Source organism: Fibrobacter sp. (assembly GCF_045131395.1).
Taxonomy (GTDB): domain Bacteria; phylum Fibrobacterota; class Fibrobacteria; order Fibrobacterales; family Fibrobacteraceae; genus Fibrobacter.
In genome coordinates this window covers 205,671-231,162 of the sequence record NZ_JBGUQY010000024.1, presented here as the reverse complement: position 1 = coordinate 231,162, position 25,492 = coordinate 205,671, and the positions used below count along the sequence as shown (strand labels likewise).

General features: G+C 51.6%; 11 protein-coding genes. 10 read left to right on the top strand and 1 reads right to left on the bottom strand.

What is annotated here, in order from left to right; translation table 11 throughout:
• Positions 1 to 178 precede the first annotated feature (178 nt).
• The 6 genes from ACJMNB_RS07545 to ACJMNB_RS07520 all read left to right on the top strand — a co-directional run bounded on the left by ACJMNB_RS07545 (position 179) and on the right by ACJMNB_RS07520 (position 15,869).
• Complete coding sequence (locus ACJMNB_RS07545; RefSeq protein WP_405340831.1) at positions 179 to 2,845, top strand: beta-L-arabinofuranosidase domain-containing protein; 2,667 nt, start codon at positions 179 to 181, stop codon at positions 2,843 to 2,845.
• Positions 2,846 to 2,942: 97 nt separating this feature from the next.
• Complete coding sequence (locus ACJMNB_RS07540) at positions 2,943 to 4,160, top strand: cellulase family glycosylhydrolase (RefSeq protein WP_405340828.1); 1,218 nt, start codon at positions 2,943 to 2,945, stop codon at positions 4,158 to 4,160.
• 109 nt (positions 4,161 to 4,269) lie between these two features.
• Positions 4,270 to 6,903: a carbohydrate-binding protein gene (locus tag ACJMNB_RS07535; RefSeq protein ID WP_405340825.1), complete on the top strand. Its 2,634-nt coding sequence runs from the start codon at positions 4,270 to 4,272 to the stop codon at positions 6,901 to 6,903.
• A gap of 97 nt (positions 6,904 to 7,000) precedes the next feature.
• Positions 7,001 to 9,979, top strand: coding sequence for a glycosyl hydrolase family 95 catalytic domain-containing protein (locus ACJMNB_RS07530; RefSeq protein ID WP_405340822.1), 2,979 nt, complete (start codon positions 7,001 to 7,003; stop codon positions 9,977 to 9,979).
• A gap of 112 nt (positions 9,980 to 10,091) precedes the next feature.
• Positions 10,092 to 12,203, top strand: coding sequence for a family 43 glycosylhydrolase (locus ACJMNB_RS07525; RefSeq protein ID WP_405340819.1), 2,112 nt, complete (start codon positions 10,092 to 10,094; stop codon positions 12,201 to 12,203).
• 174 nt (positions 12,204 to 12,377) lie between these two features.
• On the top strand, positions 12,378 to 15,869 hold the full coding sequence (locus ACJMNB_RS07520; protein ID WP_405340816.1) for a glycoside hydrolase family 2 TIM barrel-domain containing protein: 3,492 nt from the start codon (positions 12,378 to 12,380) through the stop codon (positions 15,867 to 15,869).
• A 244-nt stretch (positions 15,870 to 16,113) separates the two neighbouring features.
• On the opposite strand, the gene ACJMNB_RS07515 is transcribed toward ACJMNB_RS07520, so the two are convergent.
• The gene (locus ACJMNB_RS07515; protein WP_405340813.1) at positions 16,114 to 17,622 is read right to left on the bottom strand and encodes a prolyl oligopeptidase family serine peptidase; all 1,509 of its coding nucleotides are present in this window, start codon (positions 17,620 to 17,622) and stop codon (positions 16,114 to 16,116) included.
• A gap of 300 nt (positions 17,623 to 17,922) precedes the next feature.
• Here ACJMNB_RS07515 and ACJMNB_RS07510 point away from each other — a divergent pair, with 300 nt between their 5' ends.
• From ACJMNB_RS07510 to ACJMNB_RS07495, 4 genes are all read left to right on the top strand, one after another.
• A complete protein-coding gene (locus ACJMNB_RS07510) occupies positions 17,923 to 19,149 on the top strand; it encodes an endo-1,4-beta-xylanase (RefSeq protein WP_405340810.1) in 1,227 nt (408 codons plus the stop codon).
• 361 nt (positions 19,150 to 19,510) lie between these two features.
• Positions 19,511 to 21,370, top strand: a complete 1,860-nt coding sequence (locus ACJMNB_RS07505) for an endo-1,4-beta-xylanase (protein ID WP_405340807.1) — start codon at positions 19,511 to 19,513, stop codon at positions 21,368 to 21,370.
• A gap of 187 nt (positions 21,371 to 21,557) precedes the next feature.
• A complete protein-coding gene (locus ACJMNB_RS07500) occupies positions 21,558 to 23,324 on the top strand; it encodes an endo-1,4-beta-xylanase (protein ID WP_405340804.1) in 1,767 nt (588 codons plus the stop codon).
• Positions 23,325 to 23,498: 174 nt separating this feature from the next.
• Positions 23,499 to 25,325 (top strand): endo-1,4-beta-xylanase, encoded by a 1,827-nt coding sequence (locus ACJMNB_RS07495; protein WP_405340801.1) that lies wholly within the window; start codon positions 23,499 to 23,501, stop codon positions 25,323 to 25,325.
• The last annotated feature ends 167 nt before the right edge of the window (positions 25,326 to 25,492 follow it).

Here is a 25,492-nt window from a genome sequence, read left to right as displayed (position 1 = left end):
TTCCTAAGAATGAGAGCGCCTCGCTTGTAAAGCGGGGTGTTTTTTTGTATACACGGTTTTTGAAATTTTGTCAAAACATAATGTTTTGGAGGGTGGAATATTGTAGGTCCTGGGATTTATCTTTATAGAGGTTGTTTAGGTGTTGGAAAAAGGACGGTACAAGATGTTTGGAATCAATATGAAACGGTTGGCTTGCGTGGCCCTTGCTGTAGTGGGAGGGACTTTTACGCAGGGGTTTGCGCAAGACCTTCTATACCCCGATATGTTCGCCCTGGGCGATGTCCAGCTGCTTGGCGGCCCCCTCAAGGACCGTCAGGACTTGAACGTAGAAACCCTGCTTTCTTACGATACGGACAAGCTGATTGCGCCGTTTTACGAAGAAGCGGGAATGAAACCTAAAGCCTCCAAGTTTTCGAACTGGGCGGGTCTCGATGGCCATGTTCTGGGCCATTACCTGAGCGCTCTCGCCATGCATTATGCGGCGAGCGGTGACGAAGAAATCAAGCAGCGCCTGGAATACGTTTTGAGCGAACTCAAGACCATTCAGGACCAGAATTCCAAGGACAATAACTTCAAGGGTTACATTAGCGGCGTGCCCAACGGCAAGCAAATGTGGCTCAAGATAAAGAGTGGCAATGCGGGGGCCCAGAGTGGTTATTGGGTGCCCTGGTACAACATCCACAAGCTTTACGCCGGTCTTCGTGACGCCTACGTCTATGCGGGTTACGAACAGGCTAAAACCATGTTCCTCGCCCTTTGCGATTGGGGCCTTACCATTACGGGTGGGCTCAACGATTCTGGCATGGAATCCATGCTGGGCACGGAACACGGCGGCATGGCCGAAGTCTACGCCGACGCTTACGCGCTCACCAAGCAGGATAAGTACTTGAAAGAGGCCAAGCGCTGGTCTCATAAGTGGCTGTTGAATGCCATGGCCGCAAGCAACGATAACCTCACCAACGTGCACGCCAATACTCAGGTGCCCAAGGTGGTGGGCTTTGCGCGCATTGCCGAACTCACCAACGATGCAACTTATGTGAAGGGCTCGGAATACTTCTGGGACCGCGTGGTCAACAAGCGTAGCATTGCAATCGGTGGCAACAGCATTTCGGAACATTTCCCCTCTTTTGACAACCACAAGAAATACGTGGAAGAACGTGAAGGACCGGAATCTTGCAACACCTACAATATGCTCAAACTGACCGAGCGCCTGTTCAATATGGATCACAGCGCCAAGCAGGCGGACTTCTACGAACGCGCCCTGTTTAACCATATTCTTTCGACCATTCACCCCACTCACGGTGGCTACGTGTACTTTACGCCGGCAAGGCCCCGCCATTACCGCGTGTATTCCAAGGTGAATGCGGCCATGTGGTGCTGCGTGGGGTCTGGCATGGAAAACCCCGCAAAGTATTCGCAGTTCATTTACACCAAGAACGGTAGCGATCTTTATGTGAACCTGTTTGCCGCCTCGCTCTTGAATTGGAAAGATAAGAGCGTGACTATCAAGCAGGAAACCGCATTCCCCAAGGGGGAATCGGCAAAGTTCACCGTGACGGGCTCCGGCTCCTTCGACATGAAGATTCGTCACCCCTACTGGGTGAAGGAAGGTGAATTCAAGGTAATCGTGAACGGCGATACCATCGTGAAAAAGTCTGATCCTTCCAGCTACGTGTCTGCAGGAAAATCTTGGAAGAGCGGCGATGTGATTGAAGTGCTGTTCCCCATGTACACCCATGTAGAAGAATTGCCCAACGTGTCTGACTACGTGGCGCTTTTGCACGGCCCCATTGTACTTTCGGCAAAGACGGGAACCTCTAACCTGAATGGCCTCGTGGCCGATGACGGTCGCTGGAGCCATATTGCCTCGGGTGCGCTGGAATCCCTTGATCAGGCCCCCATGTTTGCCAGCAAGAAAGAAGATATCCCTTCGAAGGTGGAGCCCGTGAAGGGCGAGCCCATGCACTTTAAGGCCCCGTACCTGTTTGCAAACAAGAAAGATGCGAGCCTGTTGCTGGAACCCTTCTACGAAGTACACGATGCCCGCTATATGATGTACTGGATGGTGCTTACGGACTCCTCTGTTCTTGAACGCCTGAAAAAGGAACAGGAAGAAGCCTTGGCCCTTGACGAAAAGACTGTCGATAAAGTGGCCCCCGGCGAGCAGCAGCCCGAAGCGGACCACAAGATGAAAACGGAAAATTCCACCACGGGCACGCACCAGGGTGAATTCTACCGCGATGCGGGCAAGTGCAGTGGCGGTGACGGCGGCCTCATTAGCTACGAATTCGAAACCAACGAAGAAGATTCCTTGAGCCTCATGGTTCGCTACTGGGGTAACGAAGGCTGCACCCGTACTTTTGACATCAAGATTGATGACGAAAAGCTTGTGACCGAGACGATTTCGGATCGCTGGAAAAAGGATGAATTCGTGAACGTGACTTACCCGATTCCGGATAACATGGTGAAGGGCAAGAAGATTGTGCGAATCTCGTTTACGGCAAGTTCCGGCATGGTGGGCGGCATTTACAGCGTGCGCTTGCTGCGCAACAAGCCCAAGCCCGAAAAGACCACGGTTGTGAACGTGGCTCCCGTGCGCCCCGATTTGCGTGCCCGCGTTTATGGTAACGAATTGCAGATTGAAGCCGGAACAGCTCTCACGCAGGGCTATACCGCAAGAATCTTCGGCATGAACGGTCGCTTGGTCAAGTCGCAGGCTCTTGCAGCGGGGCAGTCTAGCTTCAGCATCGGTCTCGGCGACATGCATGACGGCATGTACATTCTAAAGATTCAGCATGGCGGATTCAGTTACGCGTCAACGATATTCCGCAAGACGACCCGTTGATAAGTTATCCAAGAGAACTCCCGCCCGGGAGTTCTTTTTTGGCCCCGAATAGGTAATTTTAAATTGGAGTGATTGGTGGTGTGAAGGAAGGTTTTTTATGGTGTTTGGTTCTAAGGTCAGGCGTGTCGCCTGTATCGCTTTGGCTGCTACAGCCATCTCGGCGGTAAATTCTTTTGCCGTCACAAGCCAGTTCCGTGGCGTGAACTGGGCGGATAAACGCGACAATTTTGTGTCAGACGTGTTGGTGCTCTCGGGGCTCAGCCTTTCTGACAATTACCAGTCGGCATCGGTCTCGGCCGAGCGCGTTATCGGGCAGTTTCAGGAACTGCTCGGCACCAACAGCGTGCGCATGCCGGTAAACGAACCTACGGTTTTGAACGCCTTCGACATGTATTCCGGTGCCCTGGATGTGGCGCTGAAACATGGTCGCCTGGTGATGGGTTATTGGGGGCCATCACAGCCTTCGGGCCCCAGCAATATGGACAATTGGTGGAAAATGTGGGCCAAGCTGGTCGAAAAATATGGCGAGCATCCGAACGCCTATTTTGAAATCATGAACGAGCCTCACATGTACAACAAGGATCAGCTGCGCAATCTTTATGCGGAATGGCTCGAAAAGTTCCCCAATGTGCCCCGCGACCATATTCTGCTTGACGGCTCGGGAATGGCGCAGAACGTGCCCGACATCGCCGATGACCCGCGCTTTGAAGGTTGCCTGTTCGCCGTTCACGAATACACCTTCTGGAACATGAGCATCAATACCGAAGAAGGCTGGAAAAACAGTTTCAAGTATAAAGTGGGCAAGTACATTGACCGTACGGTTTGTACCGAATGGGGCGGCGCTATGGCCCCGGGCGACAAGGCTGGCGTGCATTACGAAACCATGGACTACAATAGCACTCCGACCAACTACTTTATGGCCTATATTCGCGGCATGAGCGATCAGCTGCGGGAATGGGAAATGGGTAGCTTTCACTGGCCGGGGCTCCGCGATGGCGACTGGTACAGCATGACAAAACGCAGCGGCGAAGGGGCGAATATCAAGCTTGAAGTGGTGAACCAATCGGGCCTTGATCGCATGCAACATTCGTGGGCAGATACGGTTGCCGTTGTTCAAGAAACGCCTGCAGATTCTGCGGCGGCGGATTCGTCTGTTGCAGACTCTAGCAATGTGCCGGATTCTCTGATGTCCATTGGCATGCGTGTTCCCACAAATGTTCTCAAAACGTCGCAGGGCCTGCGCGTCAAGGGTTACAAAACCTATGTCGAAAAGAATGGCGTGCGCTTCGATTTGACCGGACACCGGATCAAATAAGCGATTCGGCATTGACAACTTGTCAACAGCAACTCCCTTTAAGGGGGTTCTTTTTTTTATGGCAAAAGGTATCTTTCTTGATGGTGTGGATTATTATGCGAGGTTTCTTATGGATACAAGGATTCTTTCTTTGGCGTTTGGCTGCACTTTGGCTTTGACCAGTGTTGCTTTGGCAGCCACCCAGGCTACCTTCTACGTTTCCCCTTCGGGTAATGATTCCAACAAGGGTACTAAAGATGCCCCGTTCAAGACCATAACCCAGGCACAAAAGGCTGTACGTGCCATTAACGGCACCATGACGGGCGATATCGAGGTGATCCTCCGCGAAGGCACCTACGCTTTGCCCGGAACTATCGGCTTCGATGAACGCGACGGCGGTAAAGACGGCCACTACGTTCGCTATAAAGCTTTCGAAGGCGAACAGCCGCTCATTACGGGTGGCATGGGCATTACCGGCTGGACCATTCACGACGAGGCGAATAACATCTGGAAGGCCGAAGGCGTCGACGGTCGTTTCCGTCAGCTGTATGTGAACGGCAAGAAGGCCGTTCGCGCTTGCTTCCCCAACGTGGTTGACGCAAATGAAAAGGGTGCAGGCGGCTTCGACCACGATTTCGTGCGTCTTTCGAAGGTGGACTCGACGGGCCGCGCTTTTGATGTTTCCGCGGACTACGTCAAGAATATCAAGAACATCGAAGATGTTGAAATCCATCTGATGATTGCCTGGTCCGAAAATATTTTGCGATTGGAAAAGGCTCAGGTGAATGGCGGTACTGCAAAGCTCATTCCCAAGGATCCTGAACGTACCAGGCTCTTCCACCGCGCATACCCGATGCTCGGTACCGCATTCATGAGCGATCCTCCCAAGCAGCAGGTTTTCTATCTGGAAAACTCCTACGATTTGCTCGACGCTCCGGGTGAATGGTATCTGGATGAAAAGAATCAAACGCTTTACTATAAGCCCCGTACCGGCGAAAGCATGGCAACGGCCAATGTGGTTGCTCCCCGCATCAATACTCTGTTCAGCGTCTTGGGTAAAGACACCAAGAACAAGGTCGGCTATATGTCTTTCGAAGGCCTGATCTTTGCTCATTCCAACTATACCCGCCCCAGTGAAGAAGGTTTCTTGGATTTGCAGGCTGGTAACTTCAATGTGGATGTTCTTGCAGACCCCGGTCGTGGCAACTGGGAAAAGTTGAACAGTAACAAGTTCTTGCTGTGGCGCCCCGATGCGGGTTTCCGTGTGGAAAATGCGCACCACTTCTTGGTCAAGAATTGTACCTTCACGCAAATGGCTGCAACCGGCCTCGACTTTGTCTCGGGCACCAACGACGACGTAATCGAAGGCAACGTGTTCTACGAAATTGGCGCTGCAGGCATTATGCTTGGCAAGTTCTATCAGGATTCTACGACCGAAATTCATATCGCCTACAATCCGAGTGACAAGGAAGAAATCAGTACCCGCGATACCATTCGCTACAACCTCGTGACCAACGTGACCAACGAACACCAGGGTGCCGTGGGCATTGGCGCTGGTTACCCGCGCTATGTGGTCATCGAAAATAACGAAATTTCCTACACCTACTATTCCGGCATTTCGGTGGGCTTTGGCTGGACCACAAGTCAAACGGCCATGACCAACAACCACATCAACAAGAACAATATTCACCATATTTCTCGCTTGCTTTGCGACTCTGGTCCGATTTACACCCTGAGTAATCAGGGCACCGGCAGCGAAATCAAGGAAAACTACCTCCACGATTACAGCGCCTCCAAGTGGTCTGATTACTGGGTGTTGCCCATCTACTTGGACGAAGGTTCCAGTGGTTTTACTGTCGAAAACAACTCCTATAAGAATTCTCCAAGTGGCGTTGGCCGCAATGCTGCGGGTCAGTATACCGAAAAGAACAATGGCGGCTACATTGAATCTGTTGCTCAGGCAGCTGGCTTGCAGGGTGAATTCAAGAGCATTGGCAACCGCATCAGTTCTATTCCGCTTGCCGACTTTAACGGCGCTGTGGCCCAGGAACCGTACAAGGCTCAGTTTACCATTCCGGGTGCCATTCAGGCCGAAGACTACGATAACGGCGGTCAGAGCGTTTCGTTCTATGACAAGGATTTTGTGAACGAAGGCAATGTCTATCGCGAAGATGGCGTGGATGTCGTGGGTGTTGGCTGCTCCGATTCCCTCGCGACCAAGGATTGTAAGGGCTATGCTATCGGCTACACCGAAGCCGGCGAATGGCTCGAATACTCCGTGAACGTGATTACGGCTAGCAAGTATGTGTTCCGCGCCAATGTGGCAAGCGGTCTCGATGTCGGTAGCTTCAGGCTCTTCTTGGATGGCAAGGCCATTACCGATACCATCGCGGTGCCCCAGGGCGAAGACTGGAACACTTATGGATTTGTGGAAGGTAAGACTGCCGAACTTGAAAAGGGTGACCATGTGTTGCGTATACAGTTTACGGGTACCTATGTGAACCTGGACTGGATTCAGTTCGCCCTTACGGAAGCAGAACTTACCACTACGGCGGTGCGCAAAGTTGCCTATGGTATCAACTTTATGCCTGGTGCGGATCGATCCCTCAAGGTGTACAGTGCAAGCGGCCGCTTCATGGGTAGTGCCGAAAAACGTGCAGGACTTTCTCTTACCGAAACTTTGCGAGAGGCAGGCTTTGCCAGCGGTATCTATATCGTCCGCGGCTCAAGTATTGCAAAGACTCTCCGTGTGCAAGTGAAGTAATTCGTTGATAAAAAATCAATAGGATTTAACCCCGAAGGTGCGATACATGCTGATTCGGGGTTTAGTTTTAGAATGGTTGGTTTAAAAAGGAGTTGTTATGAAATCGCTAGGCGTTGTGTTTGGATCTTTGGTTTGCGCTGCGACGATTTTGGCGCCTGTGGCTTTTGCTGCAGATAATCCGCTCACCTTGTGGTACAACAGCGATGCTGGTACGTCGTTTACCGATGCTTTGCCCATTGGCAACGGCTACATGGGTGGCATTGTTTATGGCGGTGTCGCAAAAGACATTATCGGCCTGAACGAAAGTACGGTGTGGTCGGGCGGCCCCGGCGACAACAACAAGCAGGGCGCTGCGAATTACTTGAAGGATGCCCGCGATGCCATGTTCCGTGGCGACTACCGTACGGCGGAATCTATCGTGAGCGACCATATGATTGGCCCGGGCCCGGCAAGCTTCCAGCCGGTGGGCGACCTAGTAATCACTACGTCGCATTCGGGCGCTACCAACTACCGCCGCGAACTGGATCTTAAAACCGCTATCGCAAAGACTACGTATACGGCGGGCGGCGTGAACTACACCCGCGAATATTTTGCAAGCTATCCGGACCATGTGATTGTGGTGCATTTGACAGCCGACAAGAAGGGCTCCGTGAGCTTTGGCGCTACCATGACGACTCCGCACCGCACCAACAGCATGTCCAGTAGCGGCAACACGCTCATTTACGACGTGACGGTGAATTCCATCAAGTTCCAGAATCGCTTGAACGTGGTGGCCGACGGCGGTACGGTTTCTATGGCGAACGGCAACATCTCGGTGCAGGGTGCAAACTCTGCAATGCTGGTGCTCACTACCGCTACGAACTTCAAGTCCTATAACGATGTCTCGGGCAACCCGGGCTCCATCGCTACCGAAATCATGTCGAAGGTGGCCAAGAAGTCTTACGATGACTTGCTCAGCGCCCACCTTAAGGATTACCAGACTATCTTCAATCGTGTCTCGCTGAACTTGGGCGAAGCCGACAAGAGTGCTGGCGATATCACCACCACCCGCGTCAAGAACTTTAATTCTACCAACGACCCCTCATTGGTGGAACTGCATTATCAATTCGGCCGTTATTTGCTGATTGCAAGCTCCCGTAAGGGAGGCCAGCCGGCCAACTTGCAGGGTATCTGGAACAAGGATACGAATCCGGTTTGGGGCAGTAAGTATACCACGAACATCAACCTTGAAATGAACTACTGGCCGGTAGAAACGGCGAATTTGGGCGAATGCGTGTGGCCGCTCATCGACAAAATCAAGAGCATGGTGCCGCAAGGCGAAAAGACCGCCAAGGTGCACTGGGGTGTAGACGAAGGCTGGGTGGAACACCACAATACCGACCTTTGGAACCGTACCGCTCCTATCGATGGCGCATGGGGTTTGTGGCCTACGGGCGCAGGCTGGCTCTCCACGCACTTGTGGGAACATTTCCTCTTCAACCCGACCGATAAGGTTTACTTGCAAGACGTTTATTCGACCATGAAGGGTGCGGCTTTGTTCTTTGTGAACAGCCTTGTAGAAGAACCCGAAACCGGCAACAAGTACTTGGTGACGGCACCCAGCGATTCTCCGGAAAACGATCACGGCGGCTACAATGTTTGCTTTGGCCCCACCATGGATAACCAGATTATTCGCGACGTGTTGAATTACACCATTGAAGCGTCCAAGATTCTCGGTGTCGATGCGGATGCCCGAGCCAAGATGGAAGCGGTGGTAAAGCGCTTGCCGCCGACAAAGACGGGTAAGTACGGCCAGATTACGGAATGGCTACAGGATTGGGATGACCCGACTAATAAGAACCGCCATATTTCCCACTTGTACGGCCTTTTCCCCAGCGCGCAGATTACGCCCGAAGAAACTCCCGACCTGATCAAGGGCGCAGGCGTTACGCTGGAACAGCGCGGCGACGATGCTACCGGTTGGTCGCTCGCTTGGAAAATCAACTTCTGGGCCCGAATGCACGATGGCGATCACGCTTACCGCATGATTCGCATGCTGCTTACGCCGAGCAAAACTTATAATAATTTGTTCGATTCCCACCCGCCGTTCCAGATTGATGGTAACTTCGGTGCGGTCTCGGGCGTGAACGAAATGCTCATGCAGAGCCATAACGGCAGAATCAACTTGTTGCCGGCACTGCCTTCTCAGTGGAAGGACGGTAACATTAAGGGTATTCGCGCCCGCGGCGGTTTCGAAATTGATTCTATGGCCTGGAAGGGCGGCAAGCTCACTTATGTGGCTATCAAGTCCGATGTAGGCCAGACTCTGAACTTGGTGAACGGCTCTAACAAGTTCACTACCACCACGGTTCCGGGCAAGGTTTATGAATTCGATGGCAACCTCAAGCTCACGAATCAGCCCTTTGAACCGGTGACGCTTCCGGGCAAGCTCGAAGCCGAAAGCTACATTGCCATGGATGGCGTGCAAATCGAGCCCGATGAAGAAGGCGTGCCGAACCTCGGCTGGATTAACGATGGCGACTTTAGCGAATACTTGGTGAAGGTCCCGACTGCAGGTGCCTACACGCTTACCGCCCGCGTGGCAAGCGCTGCCGAAGAAAAGTCTACCATTACGGTGACCGATTCTACGGGCAAGGCTTTGGCTACGCTTACGGTGGACCCCGCAAAGACCAAGGGTTGGAACGACTGGTACGAAACTTCGGCCAGCATCGAATTGCCCAAGGGTGAACAGAAGCTTAAGTTCAACTATTCCGGCACCACCGACTTCTTGATGAATGTGGACTGGTACGATTTTAAGGGCTCCTCGATGGCGTTGCCTGAAGTCGTCCGCGTGGCAAATACGCTTTCTGTACGCCAGGTGTCTATGTCCCGCGCCTCGGTGGCCCTGATGGTGAATACCGACGGCGATTACGAAGTGCGCCTGTATACAGCCAACGGCAACATGGTGGCCAAGCGGCAGGGAAGTGGCAATTCTCTGGTAGAATTCGGCAAGAACGGTCGCTTGCTACAGGGAACTTACATTGCGGTTGTCAAGAGCGGTAACCTGCAAAAAACGCTCAAAATCAAGGCATATTGATAACTTGTCCACGCGAAATGCCCTTTTGCGTGGATTTTTGCCCCTTTTGGGGGTTAATTTTATAGGGGTGAGTCATGAAAGTCGTCTTTTTTAAGGCGCAAGGGATGCAAATATGAGTTTTGCAAAAAGTGTTAAGATGGGCGCAGCTCTGCTTGGTTTTGGACTCTGCACGACTGCGATGGCAGAAAACCCGATTATCCAGACCTATTATTCTCCGGACCCGGCTCCGGTCGTGTTTGGCGACACGGTTTGCGTGTACACCGGTAACGACGAGGGCGGTCACTTCTTTACCATGCACGGCTGGCGTGTTTCTTGCACCACCGATATGGTGAACTGGACCGACAAGGGCGAACTGATTCTTTCGAACGAAAGCTTTGGCGGTAACGCCAAGAAGAACGGCGACTGGGCCGCTCAAGTGGTGCGCCGCAACGGCAAGTACTACTACTACGTGACTGTGGAATCGACCCGCGGTGGCCGCGCCATTAACGTGGCCGTGGCTGACAAGCCCGAAGGTCCGTTCAAGGATGCTCGCAACGGTCAGCACCTCGCCGGCCCGGACTGGGCCTATATCGATCCGACTGTTTGGATTGACGATGATGGCCAGGCATGGCTCTACTGGGGTAATCCGAGACTTTATTACGCCAAGCTCAAAGAAAACATGATTGAGTTCGACGGCAAGATCAATACGACCGATATGAGCCGTGGTTTTTCTCCGAATGGTGAATCTGTGTACACCGAAGGCCCGTGGATCCACAAGCGCGGCAAGAAGTACTACATGCTCTACGCTTCCCATGGTACGGGTAACGGCGGCGAACGTATTTCGTATTCCACCAGCGATTCTCCGACGGGTCCGTGGACTTGGGGCGGCCTGATTATGGAACCGGGCCAGGGTGCTGCATTTACGAACCACTGCGGTATCATTGACTTTAAGGGCCGTAGCTTCTTCTTCTATCATAACCAGAAGAATGTAAGCGGTGGTGGTTACAGCCGTTCTACCGCCATTGAAGAATTTACTTGGGGTTCCGACGGTACCATTCCGAAAATTAACCCCACCAACAATGGCGTGGTAAAGCCGGTCAAGAATCTTGATCCCTTCGATCGCGTAGAAGCCGAAACCAAGTCCTGGGTGGGTGGCATCAGCGTGAGCAAGCCTAGAGACCCCGAAGGTGGTAACTACACGATTATTGAACATGTGAAAGTCGAAAATGGCGCAGTTTACCTGACCAACATGGGCAACAGCTTCTATACGAAGGTGCGCTCTGTAGACATGGACGACGGTGCAGACCGCATTATCATTTGCACCAGGGGTAAAGCCGGTAAGATTGAACTCCATGCAGGTTCCGAGACTGGCGCTCTGCTTGCTTCGATGGATGTTCCGGCTAGCACTGTCTGGCAAGAAAACACTTACGACTTGAGCGATGCAGCCGGTGTCGATGACTTGTTCTTCGTTGTAAAGCAGGGCGGTTTCGATTTTGACTACTGGTACATGGAAAGCGAAAAGACTGCTGTTCCGCAGACTCCGTACAAGGAAGTCGCTGCAACCATTCCGGGCAAGATCGAAGCTGAAAACTATGACGTGGGTGGCCACAACAAGGCTTTCTACGATATGGATCGCGAAAACCAGGGTAAGGTCTATCGCGAAGACGAAGTGGATGTGGTCGGTTTTGATTGCTCCGACGAAGACAATACCAAGGATTGCAAGGGATACGCCATCGGTTACACCCAGGAAGACGAATGGCTGGAATATACGATTAACGTTGCTGCCGATGCCACGTACGACATTACGGCGAATGTGGCGACACCTTTTGAAACCGCAGGGCTCCAGCTGTTCATCGATGGTGAACCCATTACCGATGCTATTGACAACTTGAAAACGGACGAAGAAAAATTCGATGTCTACAAGGAAATGGAAATCGGCTCCGTTAATCTGAAGAAGGGCGAACATGTGCTCAAGCTCCTGATTACGGGACAGTACCTGAATGTGGACTGGATTCAGTTTGTCGATCCGAAGAATCCGACTTCCATCGGTGTTGCCCGTAACGTGCAGCTTGCTTCGCAGAATATTTCGTACAACGTGTTTGGTGCGACGGGCAAGTTCCTTGGTCGCGTTGATGCCACAGGTGCCAACCTCTCTGCAACCCTTAAAAATGCTGGCTTCGCAAGCGGCATGTACATCATGCGCGCCATCGGCCTGAACAAAACCCACCGCGTGCAGGTGCGTTAATACGTCATCGCGAACACTTGCTTTCTAATTGTCATCCCGGCTTTCGAGCCGGGAATTTTTTTACGGCTTTCCAAGCGTTGATAAGTTGTCAACGAGAACTCCCTTAAGGGGAGTTCTTTTTTGTTGTACAAAAGATATCTTTTTATCGGTGTGGATTTTTAAGTGAGGTTTATTATGAAAAACTTCTTGGTTTCGACTGCTGCATCCTGCGTTGCCCTGTGTGCAACGGTGGCTACAATCGCAAATGCTCAACCCAATGACGAATGGAACGGCAAGCCCCGTGTCTTTGCTGTGAACGCCCTTACTCCCCACGTCACTTCCATGCCGTATACTACGGTGAAAGAAGCTGTGAAAGGTGACCGCCATGCATCGGAATGGTACCAGAGCCTTTCGGGCAAATGGAAATTTTTCCATGTAGAAAAGCCCGCTCAGCGCAACAACGATTTCTATAAGGATAACTACGATGTGTCCGGCTGGGATGAAATCCCGGTGCCGTCTTCTTGGCAGCTGCTGGGTTACGACCATCCGATTTACACCAACGTGATTTATCCGTGGGCGCAGAACAACCGCGTTTCTGCACCGTACGCTCCGACAGACTTTAACCCGGTGGGCCATTACCGCCGCACCTTTACCGTTCCTGAAAAATGGAGCGGCAAGCGCATCCGCCTGCATTTCGAAGGTGTTGAATCCGCCTACTATGTGTGGGTGAATGGCAACTACGTAGGCTATGCCGAAGACTCCTTCACGGGTCATGAATTCGATATCAACAAGTACTTGCGCAAGGGCGAAAACAACATTTCCGTTCAGGTATTCCGCTGGTGCGATGGCTCTTGGCTCGAAGACCAGGACTTCATTCGTCTTGCCGGTATTATGCGCGACGTGTACATTTACGCTGTGCCCGAAGTGCATATTCAGGACTTCCAGATCGATGCGACTCTTGCTAGCAACTACAAGGACGGTATCTTGAAGACCAGAACCTGGATCTACAATTCCACGGGCTCTGCATCTGGCGATTATACGGTCGAACTTTCTCTTTACAATGAAAACGGAACCGAAGTGATTGCTCCTGTGTCCAAGTCTGTATCGGGCATTGGTGCGGCTGGTGGCCAGAAGGATGTCTACTTCGAAATCCCGTATACCGCTCCCAAGCTGTGGTCTGCGGAATCTCCGAACCTGTATACAGCAGTGCTTGCCCTCAAGGATAGCAAGGGCAATGTGATGCAGGTCGAAAGTAACAAGATCGGTTTCCGCAAGATTGAAATCAAGAAAGATAACGGTGCTCCGCGCTTGTACGTGAACGGCATGCCGGTTAAGTTCCACGGTGTTGACCGCCACGAACTCGATCCGGATAATGGCCGCGCTGTGACCTACGACCGCATGGAAAAAGACATTATCCTCATGAAGCGTTTCAACATCAACGCTCTGCGTATGTCGCATTATCCGAACAACCCGATGATGTATGATCTTTGCGACAAGTATGGTATCTACGTGATTGACGAAGCGAACGTTGAAAGCCACGGTGCAAATAACGAGTTGCCCAAGAATAGCGACGATTGGCGCGCTCCGGCGGTGGATCGCTTGAACTCCATGGTGCAGCGTGACAAGAACCACCCGAGTATTATCTTGTGGTCTCTGGGTAACGAAGCCGGTAACGGTAACGTATTCGCTTCTGAACGTGAACGTGCCCACCAGATTGACTCTACACGTTTTGTGCATTACGAAGGCGACTGGAACAATGCCGATGTGAACAGCTGGATGTACTTTGGTCCTGATGCAGTTGCAAGTTACAACGATGCTAACAAGCCCATTATGCTTTGCGAATACGAACACGCTATGGGTAACTCCGTGGGCGACCTGCAGGAATATATGGATGCCTTCTATGGCAACCCGCGCAGCTTCGGTGGCTTTATTTGGGACTTCATTGACCAGGGCCTGCGCCACAAGGGTACGCCCTACTTCGAATTCGGCGGCATGTGGGGCGACTGGCAGAACGATGACAACTTCTGCGCAAACGGCCTCGTGTTCCCCGATAGGTCTTTGCAGCCGGAAATGTGGGAAGTCAAGTATCAGTATAGCCAGGTCCGCGTCAAGAACGTAGACGCTGCCAAGGGCAAGATTCAGATTGAAAGCCGCTACCTTTACAAGAACCTCGGCGACTTCCTCGATGCCTACTGGTCCATCAAGGAAAACGGCAAGGTCATCAAGGAAGGCAAGCTGAACGGCACCCAGATGAATATTGGTCCGAACGAAAAGAAGGAAGTCACTATCGACATGCCGAAAATCGAAACGACTGTCGGCGCCGAATACCACCTGGATATCGATTTCCGCCTGAAAAAGGATGAACTCTGGGCAAAGGCCGGTTTTAGCGTTGGTCACGAACAGTTCGGCATCGACTTGGGTCAGCTCTGGTCTACCGAAGTGGATATCAGCACTATGCCGACTTACAAGGTTAACAAGTCTAACGGCCTCGAAATTGTAGGCTCCGATTTCAAGATTCGTTTCGACGAAAATAGCGGAACTCTTGCAAGCTACGTGCTTGATGGCGATACCATTATCAAGAACGGCGGTATTCCGAACTTCTGGCGCGCTCCGACCGACAACGACAAGGGCTTCAACATGGAAAAGGGCCACGGCGAATGGCGCAGCGCAAGCAAGAAGCGTTCCGTGACCTCCGAAGTCAAGGAAGTCTCTCAGCAGGAAACCCAGGTGACCTTCAACTTCAGCTTCCCGGATGTGGGCAGCTCCAAGATGAGAATGACTTACTATGTGTACGGTAGCGGCGATATCGTTGTGGACTACTCGTTCACTCCGGATGGTTCCAAGAGCTACATTCCGAATGTGGGTACGATCTTCACCGTGCCGGGTGGCTATGAAAAGGTTCGCTGGTTCGGTCGCGGTCCCGATGAAAACTACATTGGCCGTAACCGCGGCAGCTTCATGGGCCTCTACTCTACGCTTGCCGATTCTATGACGGTCAAGTACATGGAAATCGGTGAAACCGGCCAGCGCACCGACGTGAAGTGGGCAACCCTCACCAACAACGACGGCAAGGGCCTGATGGTCGTGGGTAACCCGCGTATGGAATTCAGCGCACAGCACTACACTCCGGAACAGCTCACCGATGTGAAGGTTCCGTGGGAACTCAAGCGCGACAAGGACATTACGCTCCGCGTAGACTTGCACCAGATGGGCCTCGGTGGCATCAACAGCTGGGGTGCAGAACCTCTCGATGCCTACAAGCTGTCTGCAAAGAATACCTATAACCATACGTTCCGCCTCGCCCCGATTCGCAAGAAGCTGAACGACCCGACTGAATACTCGTTGCTCGGCTTCAGGAACTTTGGCTGGAACAAGGAAATTGCACCGGCTAAGTACAGCTCTAAGGAAATCGAAGATATCTATAAGAACCAGCCGGCCAAGGACATTACGGAAGACGCCAACAAGGATCCGGAAAACACCACCGTGATTCCTGCCCCGGTGGCACGTCCTGTGAGCAATGTGGTCCGCAACTACAGCGTATTTGACATGCAGGGCCGCCTTGTTACTAAATTTACCACCATTGGTATAGAAGATTTGCAGGCAAGAACCTCTGCTGCGGTAAAGCGCTCGGGCACGTACTTGGTCAAGTCCAAGACCGGAGCCGCCTTCCGCATCAATGTGCGCTAATGTCATCCTGAGCTCAGTCGAAGGATCTAGAAACTCCACACCCCATGCATGAACGTCCCGGCTTCGGCCGGGACGTTTCCTTTATGAGATACGAGCAAAGACAAGCAAATCCTTTTGGAGTTCTCGTTTTTCTTTGCTCGCTATATATAAAAGAAGTTCCCGCCGAGGCAGGAACTTCTTTGGTTGGTTGGTTTTTTAGGAGGTTTTTTCTTAGGAGTACTAAGACTTGTTTGTGAGAGAGAACTTACTTCACGAAGCTGGCGGGCAGCGTGAACTGCTTCAGGAACGGCCAGCCGATGTTTCCATCGCCCTGGTCGTGGCCTCCACCCTGTTTGGTGCAGAGCACGACCTTCACGCCGTCACGGCAGTTGGAGTATTCGTCGCAACCGTCGGAGTTCTTGGTCGGGGAGCCGGTGCAACCATCTGCTTCTGCCCAATATTTGAAGGTGCCTTCGGCGCCGAGGAAGTTCAAACCGTCGTTGTAGCCACTGTCTCCACCTTGGTATTTGCAGACCGGGTCTGCCGTGCCGCGGAAGTTGATGACAGAAATCGGACGTGCCTTCGTGCACTTGGCGCTGTTGGTTCTGTTCAGGTCCATAGCTGCCGGAGCAACTGCGGCGAAGACGTCGGACATCATGCAGGCTACGTGGTTACTCATACCGCCACCCATGGAGAAGCCTGCTGCGTAAATGCGCTGCGGGTCGATGCAGGCTTTTTCTCTGACATACTTGATCATTGCGCGAGTGAACTCAATGTCATCGTCGTTGGAGCAGCATGGGCCGACGTTCCAACCCGGGCCCATCGTTTTGGTGGTGCCTTGCGGGTAGAGCGAGATGACGCCTTCCTTGTCGGTGAGCGCTTTGTACTTCGTGTCCCTCATCTGATTTGAACCGGAACCGCCAATCGGGTGATAGTCGATCATCAGCGGGACAGGCTTGTCGCCCTTGTAGGTGCTCGGCACATGCATGATGAACTCGCGTTGGCCCGAACTGCCTTGGACGGTCAATTTTACCGTTTCGTCTTTGCCGGACTGTACGGTCTTGCCGGAGCAATCGATTACGATAGGACCGTCGTTGCCTGCGCTAGAAGACTTCGGCTGTTCAACAGAACTGGAAGATTTCGGTTGTTCGCCGTTTTCCGAGCTGGAAGAAGTTTCGGAGGGTCTTTCCATTTCGATGGTTACGCCCGTTTCGATTTCTTGCGTCATCTGGTACATCTTGTTGGCGTAGCCTTCCATTGCAAACTGGAGCATCGGCAGCAAATCGCCTTCTTTCTTGAGAGCCTTCACGGCACCCTTGTCGGTCACCATAAAGGTGCTGTTGCGGTTGTCTGCGCTGACGCGGATAAACTTTGCGCCCTTGGCGAGCTTGCCCAAGTCAAGGGAGACGATACCCTGGACATTTTCAATGCTGTTCTTCTTGAGAACCTTGCCCAGGGAGTTGATTACGGACACGCTGAGAGAACGAGCGTCCGCGTTGTAGATGGTAAGCGTGTTGCCTTCCATATGGAGTGCAACATTGGATGCCTTGGGGCTGGCGATAGCCGTAGTCCCATCGCTGCTGAGGTGGAATGTTCCGTCTGCGGCAGAGGTTGTTTCGAAGCCGCCGAAGTTAAAGGTGTTGATTGTTACTCCAGAGAGCGTACGGCCTGAAATCTTGGATTTAACCACGCCGTCAATGCTCCATGCGAAAGCCTGGCTGCTTAGGGCTCCGAGCAGAATTGCGCTACTTGCAATGAGTTTACGACTCAGCATAAGTATCTCCTTTGATGTTAAAATTGTTTCCCAAACGAACTTTCTGCCAATAAATTTACACAAAAATTTTGATTTTGGAAAGTATTTTAGAAAATTTTACGAGTTTTCAAATAAATCTTACACGCTTTTCGTGTAAAAAGCGTTTTAAGTCAACTCTGTTTTTGAATGTTTACCTGAGTCTTGGATGTTTTGTCAACGGAATGTCCCCCCCCGGAGGGGGCTTTTTACCTTTTTCGGGGTAGATTTATTATTGCGTGCTATATCACTTTAAAAACCGGTCTTGTTATGAATATATTAAACGTGGTCGCCAAAACCCTTGCTTTAGCCCTTGCCGCATCGACCTTTACCTTTGCGGCTTTAGCCGATGGTGCACCCAAGTTCTTGGGCAACATGACCACATCTGGCGAAATTCCCGAAGACTTTGGCTCCTACTGGAACCAGATTACCGCCGAAAACGAGTGCACATGGAGCTGGGTTGAAAAAGAACGCGGAACATACGATTTTTCCGATTGCGATGCCGTCTATAATTGGGCAAAAGAGCACAGGGCCTATTTTTCGTACCACACACTGATATGGGGGTCCCATAACCCGGAGTGGTTGAGCAGACTTGACTCTGCCGAAACAAAAAAGGCCATCACAGAATGGATGGACACTGTTCAAGGGCATTTCCCCGACCTCGATATGATTGAAGTCGTAAACGAGGCTGTCAAATCGGGTGCTAGCGGGTATCATTCCGCTTTTGCCCGTTACAAGATTGTCGAGGCTCTCGGTGGCGACGATGGCGACTACAAGTTCGTTGCTACTGCTTTCAAAATGGCCCGCGAACGCTGGCCGAAAGCGATTTTGATTTACAACGACCACAATACGATTATGTGGCAAAAGGCCGAGGCAATAGACCTTGTCAAAAAGGTCAAGGCCCAGGGTGGGCCTATTGATGGCTTTGGAATGCAGTTCCACGAAACCTATGCGCAAGGTTCTAATGCGAGTTGCATACCTGCTGCCACGCTTAAAACTGCTCTTCAAGATGCTTACGAGCAGACGGGCGGAACTCCTATATTCATCACCCAATATGATGTCGGAACCGAAGACGATCAACTTCAAAAGTCATGCTACGAAACGCATATGCCGGTTTTGATGGAATCGGAATATGTGTCTGGCGTTACCCTTTGGGGCTACGTTTATGGTGCCACTTGGACAGCAAACGGTAACTCCGGGCTTATCAAAGATGGTATTGACCGCCCGGCCATGACCTGGCTCAAGGAATATTTCGCGGAAAACTACCCGTACACTCCGCTTGGTCCAGAAGAACCGTCCGCAATCGCACAGAATCTGTATTTGTCACCGAATACCTTACAAAAGTTTGAATTGTACAATGCCCGCGGTGTGCGCCTCGGCGTGTTCACGGCCCACAGCTTTGAAGCTGCGGAACAGAGCCTCCGCAATTCAGGCGCCCTCAAACCCTCCGGCGTGTACTACCTCCGTAGCCGTGTCACTGGTAAAATGCAGTCTGTGCGAATTAGTAAATAGACCGTTCGGCTCTATCGTTAATACGAGAATGTGACTTCGCCTCACTCTCGCCTCCACGATTCGTTAAATAAACCTAAGTCGAGTACAGCAGAAACAAGTTTACTTGTTTCTATTGTCGAGGCGCCAGTTTATGCGATGTAATCGCAATACAAATCGCTTGAGGCTCACGGTAGACCATTCGGCTTTACCGTTAGGCTCTACAAAAAAAACGCAAAAAAAACGGGCCCTCCGGCCTGTTTCCTGTTCTTTACACAACTATGGACATTTTGTCCATGGAAAGCCTTTTCCAACTTGGAATATTCCCTGTTTTTCAGGATACCTTTATGGGTGCATGGTGTAACCTTAAAAAAGGATGTGGTTTATGAAAAATCTATCTCTTTCTGCAATGGCGCTTGCCGTTGCTTGTGCAGTACCTGCTTTCGCTGGCCCCGGTCTCGCCGATGGCGCAGCAAAGTTTGTTGGTAACATTACTACTAATGGTCAGGTTCGTAGCGACTTTGGTACCTACTGGAACCAGATTACTGCCGAAAACGAATGTAAGTGGGCTTCTATCGAAGGCACTCGTGGCAATTACAACTTTACCGGTTGTAGAAACGCCTATAACTGGGCAAAACAGAACGGAGGCCACTTCAAGTTCCACGCTCTCGTGTGGGGCTCCCAGTATCCGAACTGGTTGGGCAGCCTGAGTGTCGACGAAACCAAGAAGGCCATTACCGCCTGGTTCGACGCCGTCAAGAAGGAATTCCCGGACTTGGAAATGATCGACGTGGTGAACGAAGCTATCCGTACTGGCAACAACCAGTATCACTCTGGTTACACCAACACCAAGATTATCCAGGCTCTCGGTGGCGATAACAACGGTGACTACACCTTCGTGACGACCGCCTTCAAGATGGCTCGTGAACGTTGGCCGGATGCAATCTTGATTTATAACGACTATAACACGGTCCAGTGGAACAAGGACCAGGGTATTACCCTTATCCAGACCATCAAGAAGAATGGTGCCCCTGTTGACGGTTACGGCTTGCAGGCTCACGACATGATGAGCCAGGGCGGTGGCGCCGGTGGTACCGGTGGTGGTGGCTCCTGCTTGAGCATCAACACTCTCAAGAACACGATCAAAGAAATTTGGGACAAGACCCAGACTCCGTTGTTCATCTCTGAATACGATATCGCTAGCACCGATGACAATGTCCAGAAGCAGTGCTACTCCGAACAGATTTCGTACTTCATGGAAAACGAACACGTTGCCGGTATTACCATCTGGGGTTACATCTACGGTAACACCTGGTTGGATTGTAACGGAACCGCAAAGGGCTGCTCCGGTATCATTAGAAATGGTCAGGATCGTGCCGCTATGACTTGGTTGAAGCAGTACCTCGCTTCTAACAAGGGCGTGAATACGACGGGTCTCAACACTGGCGTTGTGACTCCGGTTGACCCCGAACCGCAGCTTCCGTTCAAGGGCGAAGCCTTTGGTATTCCGGGCAAGATCGAAGCTGAAGACTTCGACGTTCCGGGCAAGGGCAAGAACGAAGACGGCACAAGCAATGCCTCTTACGGCGATAACGATTCCGAAAATAAGGGCGATTCCGACTACCGCAAGAATGATGCTCCGGGTGTTGACCTTTACAAAAAGAGCAACGATCGTATCGTCGTGGGCTACAACCAGACGGGTGATTGGCTGGAATACACGATTAACGTGGCCGAAGCAGGCGATTACACCTTCTTTGCCGCTGTCGCCTCAGCCAACAGCACTTCCAGCTTCCAGATGTCTCTTGACGGCAAGGAACTCACCGATAAGATTTCTGTTCCGCAGGCCAAGTCCGGCGAAGAGAACTATGACGACTACAACAAGGTTTCTGCCAACGTGACACTCCCGGCTGGCAAGCATGTGCTCCGTATGGATGTAACCGGCGACTGGTTCGATGTGGACTATTTCACCTTCGTGAAGGGTAAGAATGCAACCGACCCCGAACCGATTGCCGGTAGCGAAGATGAACCGATGGTTATTGGCAACAACCTCCAGATGCAGCAGAATGCTCGTCAGGACTACTACGTGTTCGACCAGAACGGTGTCCGCATGGGCGTACTCACTGCCTACGGTTTCGACGCTGCCAAGGAAATCCTCAAGTCTTCTAACGAAGTCAAGAGTTCCGGCGTCTACTACCTGCGCAGCCGCACCACTGGCAAGATGCAGAGTGTCCGTATCATCAAGTAATCTTTAAAAACTCAATACACCAAACAACGGGCCCCGAAGCGAATGCTCCGGGGTTTGTTTCTTACATTTTTCTTACGTCGTGGACATTTTGTCCATGGCAGTTCTTCTTTTTTTTGGGGAAAATGGCTATTTGCGGGATATATTTATAATGGTTTTTGGGATAAAACCACAAAAAGGATGTGAGGATATGAAAAGGATAATCTCTACAGCAACGAAGGTTGCTGCGGTCGCTCTTGCGGCTTCAACCTTCTCTTTCGCTGGCCCCGGTTTGGCCGATGGTGCGGCGAAGTTCGTCGGTAACATTACGACTCGTGGTCAGGTCCGTAGTGACTTTACGACTCTATGGAACCAGATTACTGCCGAAAACGAATGTAAGTGGGCATCGATTCAGGGTAACCGCAGTCGTTACAACTGGTCTGGTTGCGACGCTGCCTATAACTGGGCCAAGAATAACGGTGGCCACTTCAAGTTCCACGCTCTCGTGTGGGGCTCCCAGTATCCGGACTGGTTGAACGGCCTTTCTGTTGATGAAACCAGGAAGGCTATTACCGAATGGTTCGATGCTGTCAAGGAACATTATCCGGACCTCGAAATGATCGACGTGGTGAACGAAGCTATCAAGTCTGGCGGCAGCTATCACTCCGGTTACGGTAAAGGCAACAACATTATCGGCGCTCTCGGTGGCGATAACGGCAACTACGAATTCGTGGCAACTGCATTCAAGATGGCTCGCGAACGTTGGCCGGATGCTATCTTGATTTATAACGACTATAACACTGTCCAGTGGCAGAAGGACGAGGGTATCGACCTCATTCAGAAACTGAAAAAACAGAATGCTCCGGTTGACGCTTACGGCTTGCAGGCTCACGACATGATGAGCCAGGGCGGTGGCGCCGGTGGTACCGGTGGCGGTGGCTCCTGCTTGAGCCTCAGCACTCTGAAGGGCGTTCTTGAAGAAATCTGGAACAAGACGGAAACGCCGATGTTCATTTCTGAGTATGATATCTTTACAGATAATGACAATACCCAGAAACAGTGCTACCAGGAACAGATTTCCTACTTCATGGAAAATGAACATGTTGCCGGTATTACCCTTTGGGGCTATATCTACGGTGCAACATGGAATAGCGGTACCTCTGGTATCATTAAGGATGAAAAGGACCGTCCGGCCATGACGTGGCTCAAGGAATACCTTGCAAGCAACAAGGGCGTGAATACCACGGGTCTTCCGACTGGTGACGTGACGCCTGTTGAACCAGAACCGCAGACACCGTTCAAGGGCCAGGCATTCGATCTGTCTACCAAGATCGAAGCTGAAGACTTTGACGTCCCGGGCAAGGGCAAGGGTAATAATTCGTATGCAGTATCTGGCGATTGTAATGATACCTGGAATACGGAATACAGAAAGGGCACGTCTGTAAAGATTGGCGAAAAGAACAGTGGTCTTGTTCTCGGCTGCAATCCTACAGGAAACTATTTCCAGTATACGATAAATGTTGCTGAAGGTGGAACGTTTAATGTGAAAGCAACTGTTGCTGCAAATGGTGACGGTGCGTTGGTATTCAAGGTTGGCGACAATGTCGTGTCTGATACGCTGAAATACACGGGTGCTTCTTGGAGCGAATTTGATGAAGTATCTGGTACAATTACCCTTGAAAAGGGTGAACAGATTCTGACATTGGAAGTTGCCAAGGGATACATCGATGTCGACTGGTTCCAGATCGGATCGGGTACGGACGCTATCGCCCCGGCGATTAAGTTCGTTGACAACAATGCCCGTCAGGACTACCACGTGTTTGACCAGAACGGCGTGCACATGGGCGTGCTCACTGCCTACGGTTTCGATGCCGCAAAGGAAATCCTCCAGAGCTCCAGTGCTATGAAGGCCTCCGGTATCTACTACCTGCGCAGCCGCACCACTGGCAAGATGCAGAGCGTCCGTATCGTCAAGTAATTTTTAAAAACTCAATACACCAAACAACGGGTCCCGAAGCGAATGCTCCGGGACTTGTTTTATTTTGCGTTATGGATATATTGTCCAGGGAAATTGGCTTTTTCTGCAAAAAATCGCCGTTTTTTGAAGATATTTTTATCTACGGGTGAAAACAATTAAACGGGATGTATGTCTATGAAAAAGCTTTCTATTTCTCTCGCTATTGCTGCTGTTGCAGGGCTCGCCTCTGCAGCTAACGCAGCCCTAGCCGATGGCGGTGCCAAGTTCCTTGGCAACATCACTACGAATAGCCAGATCCGCTCGGATATGGGCACCTACTGGAACCAGATCACCAACGAAAACGGTTGTAAGTGGGGCTCCATCCATTCCGTTGACAACAGCGGAAAGAGCAAGTTTAACTTCAATGGCTTCGACAGTTGCGAAAACGGCTACAAGTGGGCCAAGGAAAAACCGGGTGAACGCCACTTCAAGTTCCATGCCCTCATTTGGGGCTCCCAGAAGCCCGATTTCCTCTGCACGGCCAAGAACCCGGGCATTACGGTAGAAAAGACCAAGCAGTACATTATCGAATGGTTCGACGCCGTTGCTGCCAAGTTCCCGGACCTGGAATACATCGACGTGGTGAACGAAGCCATCTGGGCCGGCAACAACTACCACTCCGGCTATAACAAGCCCGCAAACGGTGCCGAAGGCATCAGTACCGATGACCCCAGCTGCGGCGGTACCTACATCATCGACGCTCTTGGCGGTGACCGCGTGGTGAATGGCAAGCATCAGTACGATTTCGTGAAGACAGCTTTTGAAATGGCCCGTGAACGCTGGCCGGAAGCAAAACTCATTTATAACGACTACAACACCCTTTCTTGGCAGATGAACGAAGGTATTGAAATGATCCAGACGCTTCTCGCCAACGGAGCCCCCATTGACTTCTACGGTCAGCAGGCTCACGACTGTAAGGGCATGAGCAAGTCCGATTTCGAAAGCAAGCTCACCAGGATCCACAACGAGACGGGCCTTCCGCTGCTCATTTCGGAATACGATATCGGCGAAGCCGATGACCAGAAGCAGAAAAATGACTATGCCAACCAGATCCCGTTCATGTGGGAAACCGAATGGATTGGCGGTATCACCATCTGGGGCTATATCAACGGTGCAACCTGGGCTGCCAATACCGGCATCATGGAAAGCAATGGTTCCAAGCGCGCCGCTATGGTGTGGCTGGAAGACTACTTTGCCAAGAACCTCGACAAGGGCAAGAATACCACGGGCTCCATTACGAAGATTGAACCCGAACCGCAGACTCCGTTCAAGGGCGTGGCATTCGATCTGTCGGCCAAGATTGAAGCAGAAGATTTTGATATCCCGGGCAAGGGCCGTAACGAAGATGGAACGAGCAACAACTCTTACTCTGTTAGCGGTCAATGCAATGACACCTGGAATACGGAATATAGAGCGGGCACATCTGTAAGCATTGGCGAAAAGAACGGTGGTCTTGTTCTCGGCTGCAATCCTACAGGAAACTCTTTTGAGTACACGATCAACGTTGCCGAGGGCGGTACGTTTGACATAGCTGCAATGGTTGCTGCAGAAGGTGACGGTGCATTGGTGTTCAAGGTTGGCGACAAGGTCGTATCTGATTCTCTGAAGTACAGCGGTTCTTCTTGGACTACCTTTGAAAAGGTTGCTGGTTCTATTACCCTTGAAAAGGGTGAACAGATCCTGACAATGGAAGTGGCCAAGGGATATATCGACATCGACTGGTTCCAGATTTCTAAGGCAGGCGAAGCCGCTATCGGCCAGAAACTGCAGCTGGATAGGAACACCCTCCAGGACTACTACGTGTTCGATATGCAGGGCGTACGCCTGGGTATCCTCTCGGCTTACGGCTTCGATGCTGCTGCTGAATTGCTCAAGACCTCCAGCGCCGTGAAGTCTTCCGGTATCTACTATCTGCGTAGCCGTACCACCGGCAAGATGCAGAGCGTCCGTATCGCCAAGTAGTCTTTAAAACTCAATAAACCGAACAAACGGGTCTCGGGGCGAATGCTCCGGGACTTGTTTGTTATGAGACTGTTCGGCTCTATAGCAAGTGCAGGAACGTGACTTCGCCTCACTCTCGCCACCACCCCAGCTTAACGCATGGGGTTTGTGGCTCGCGGAGACCGTTC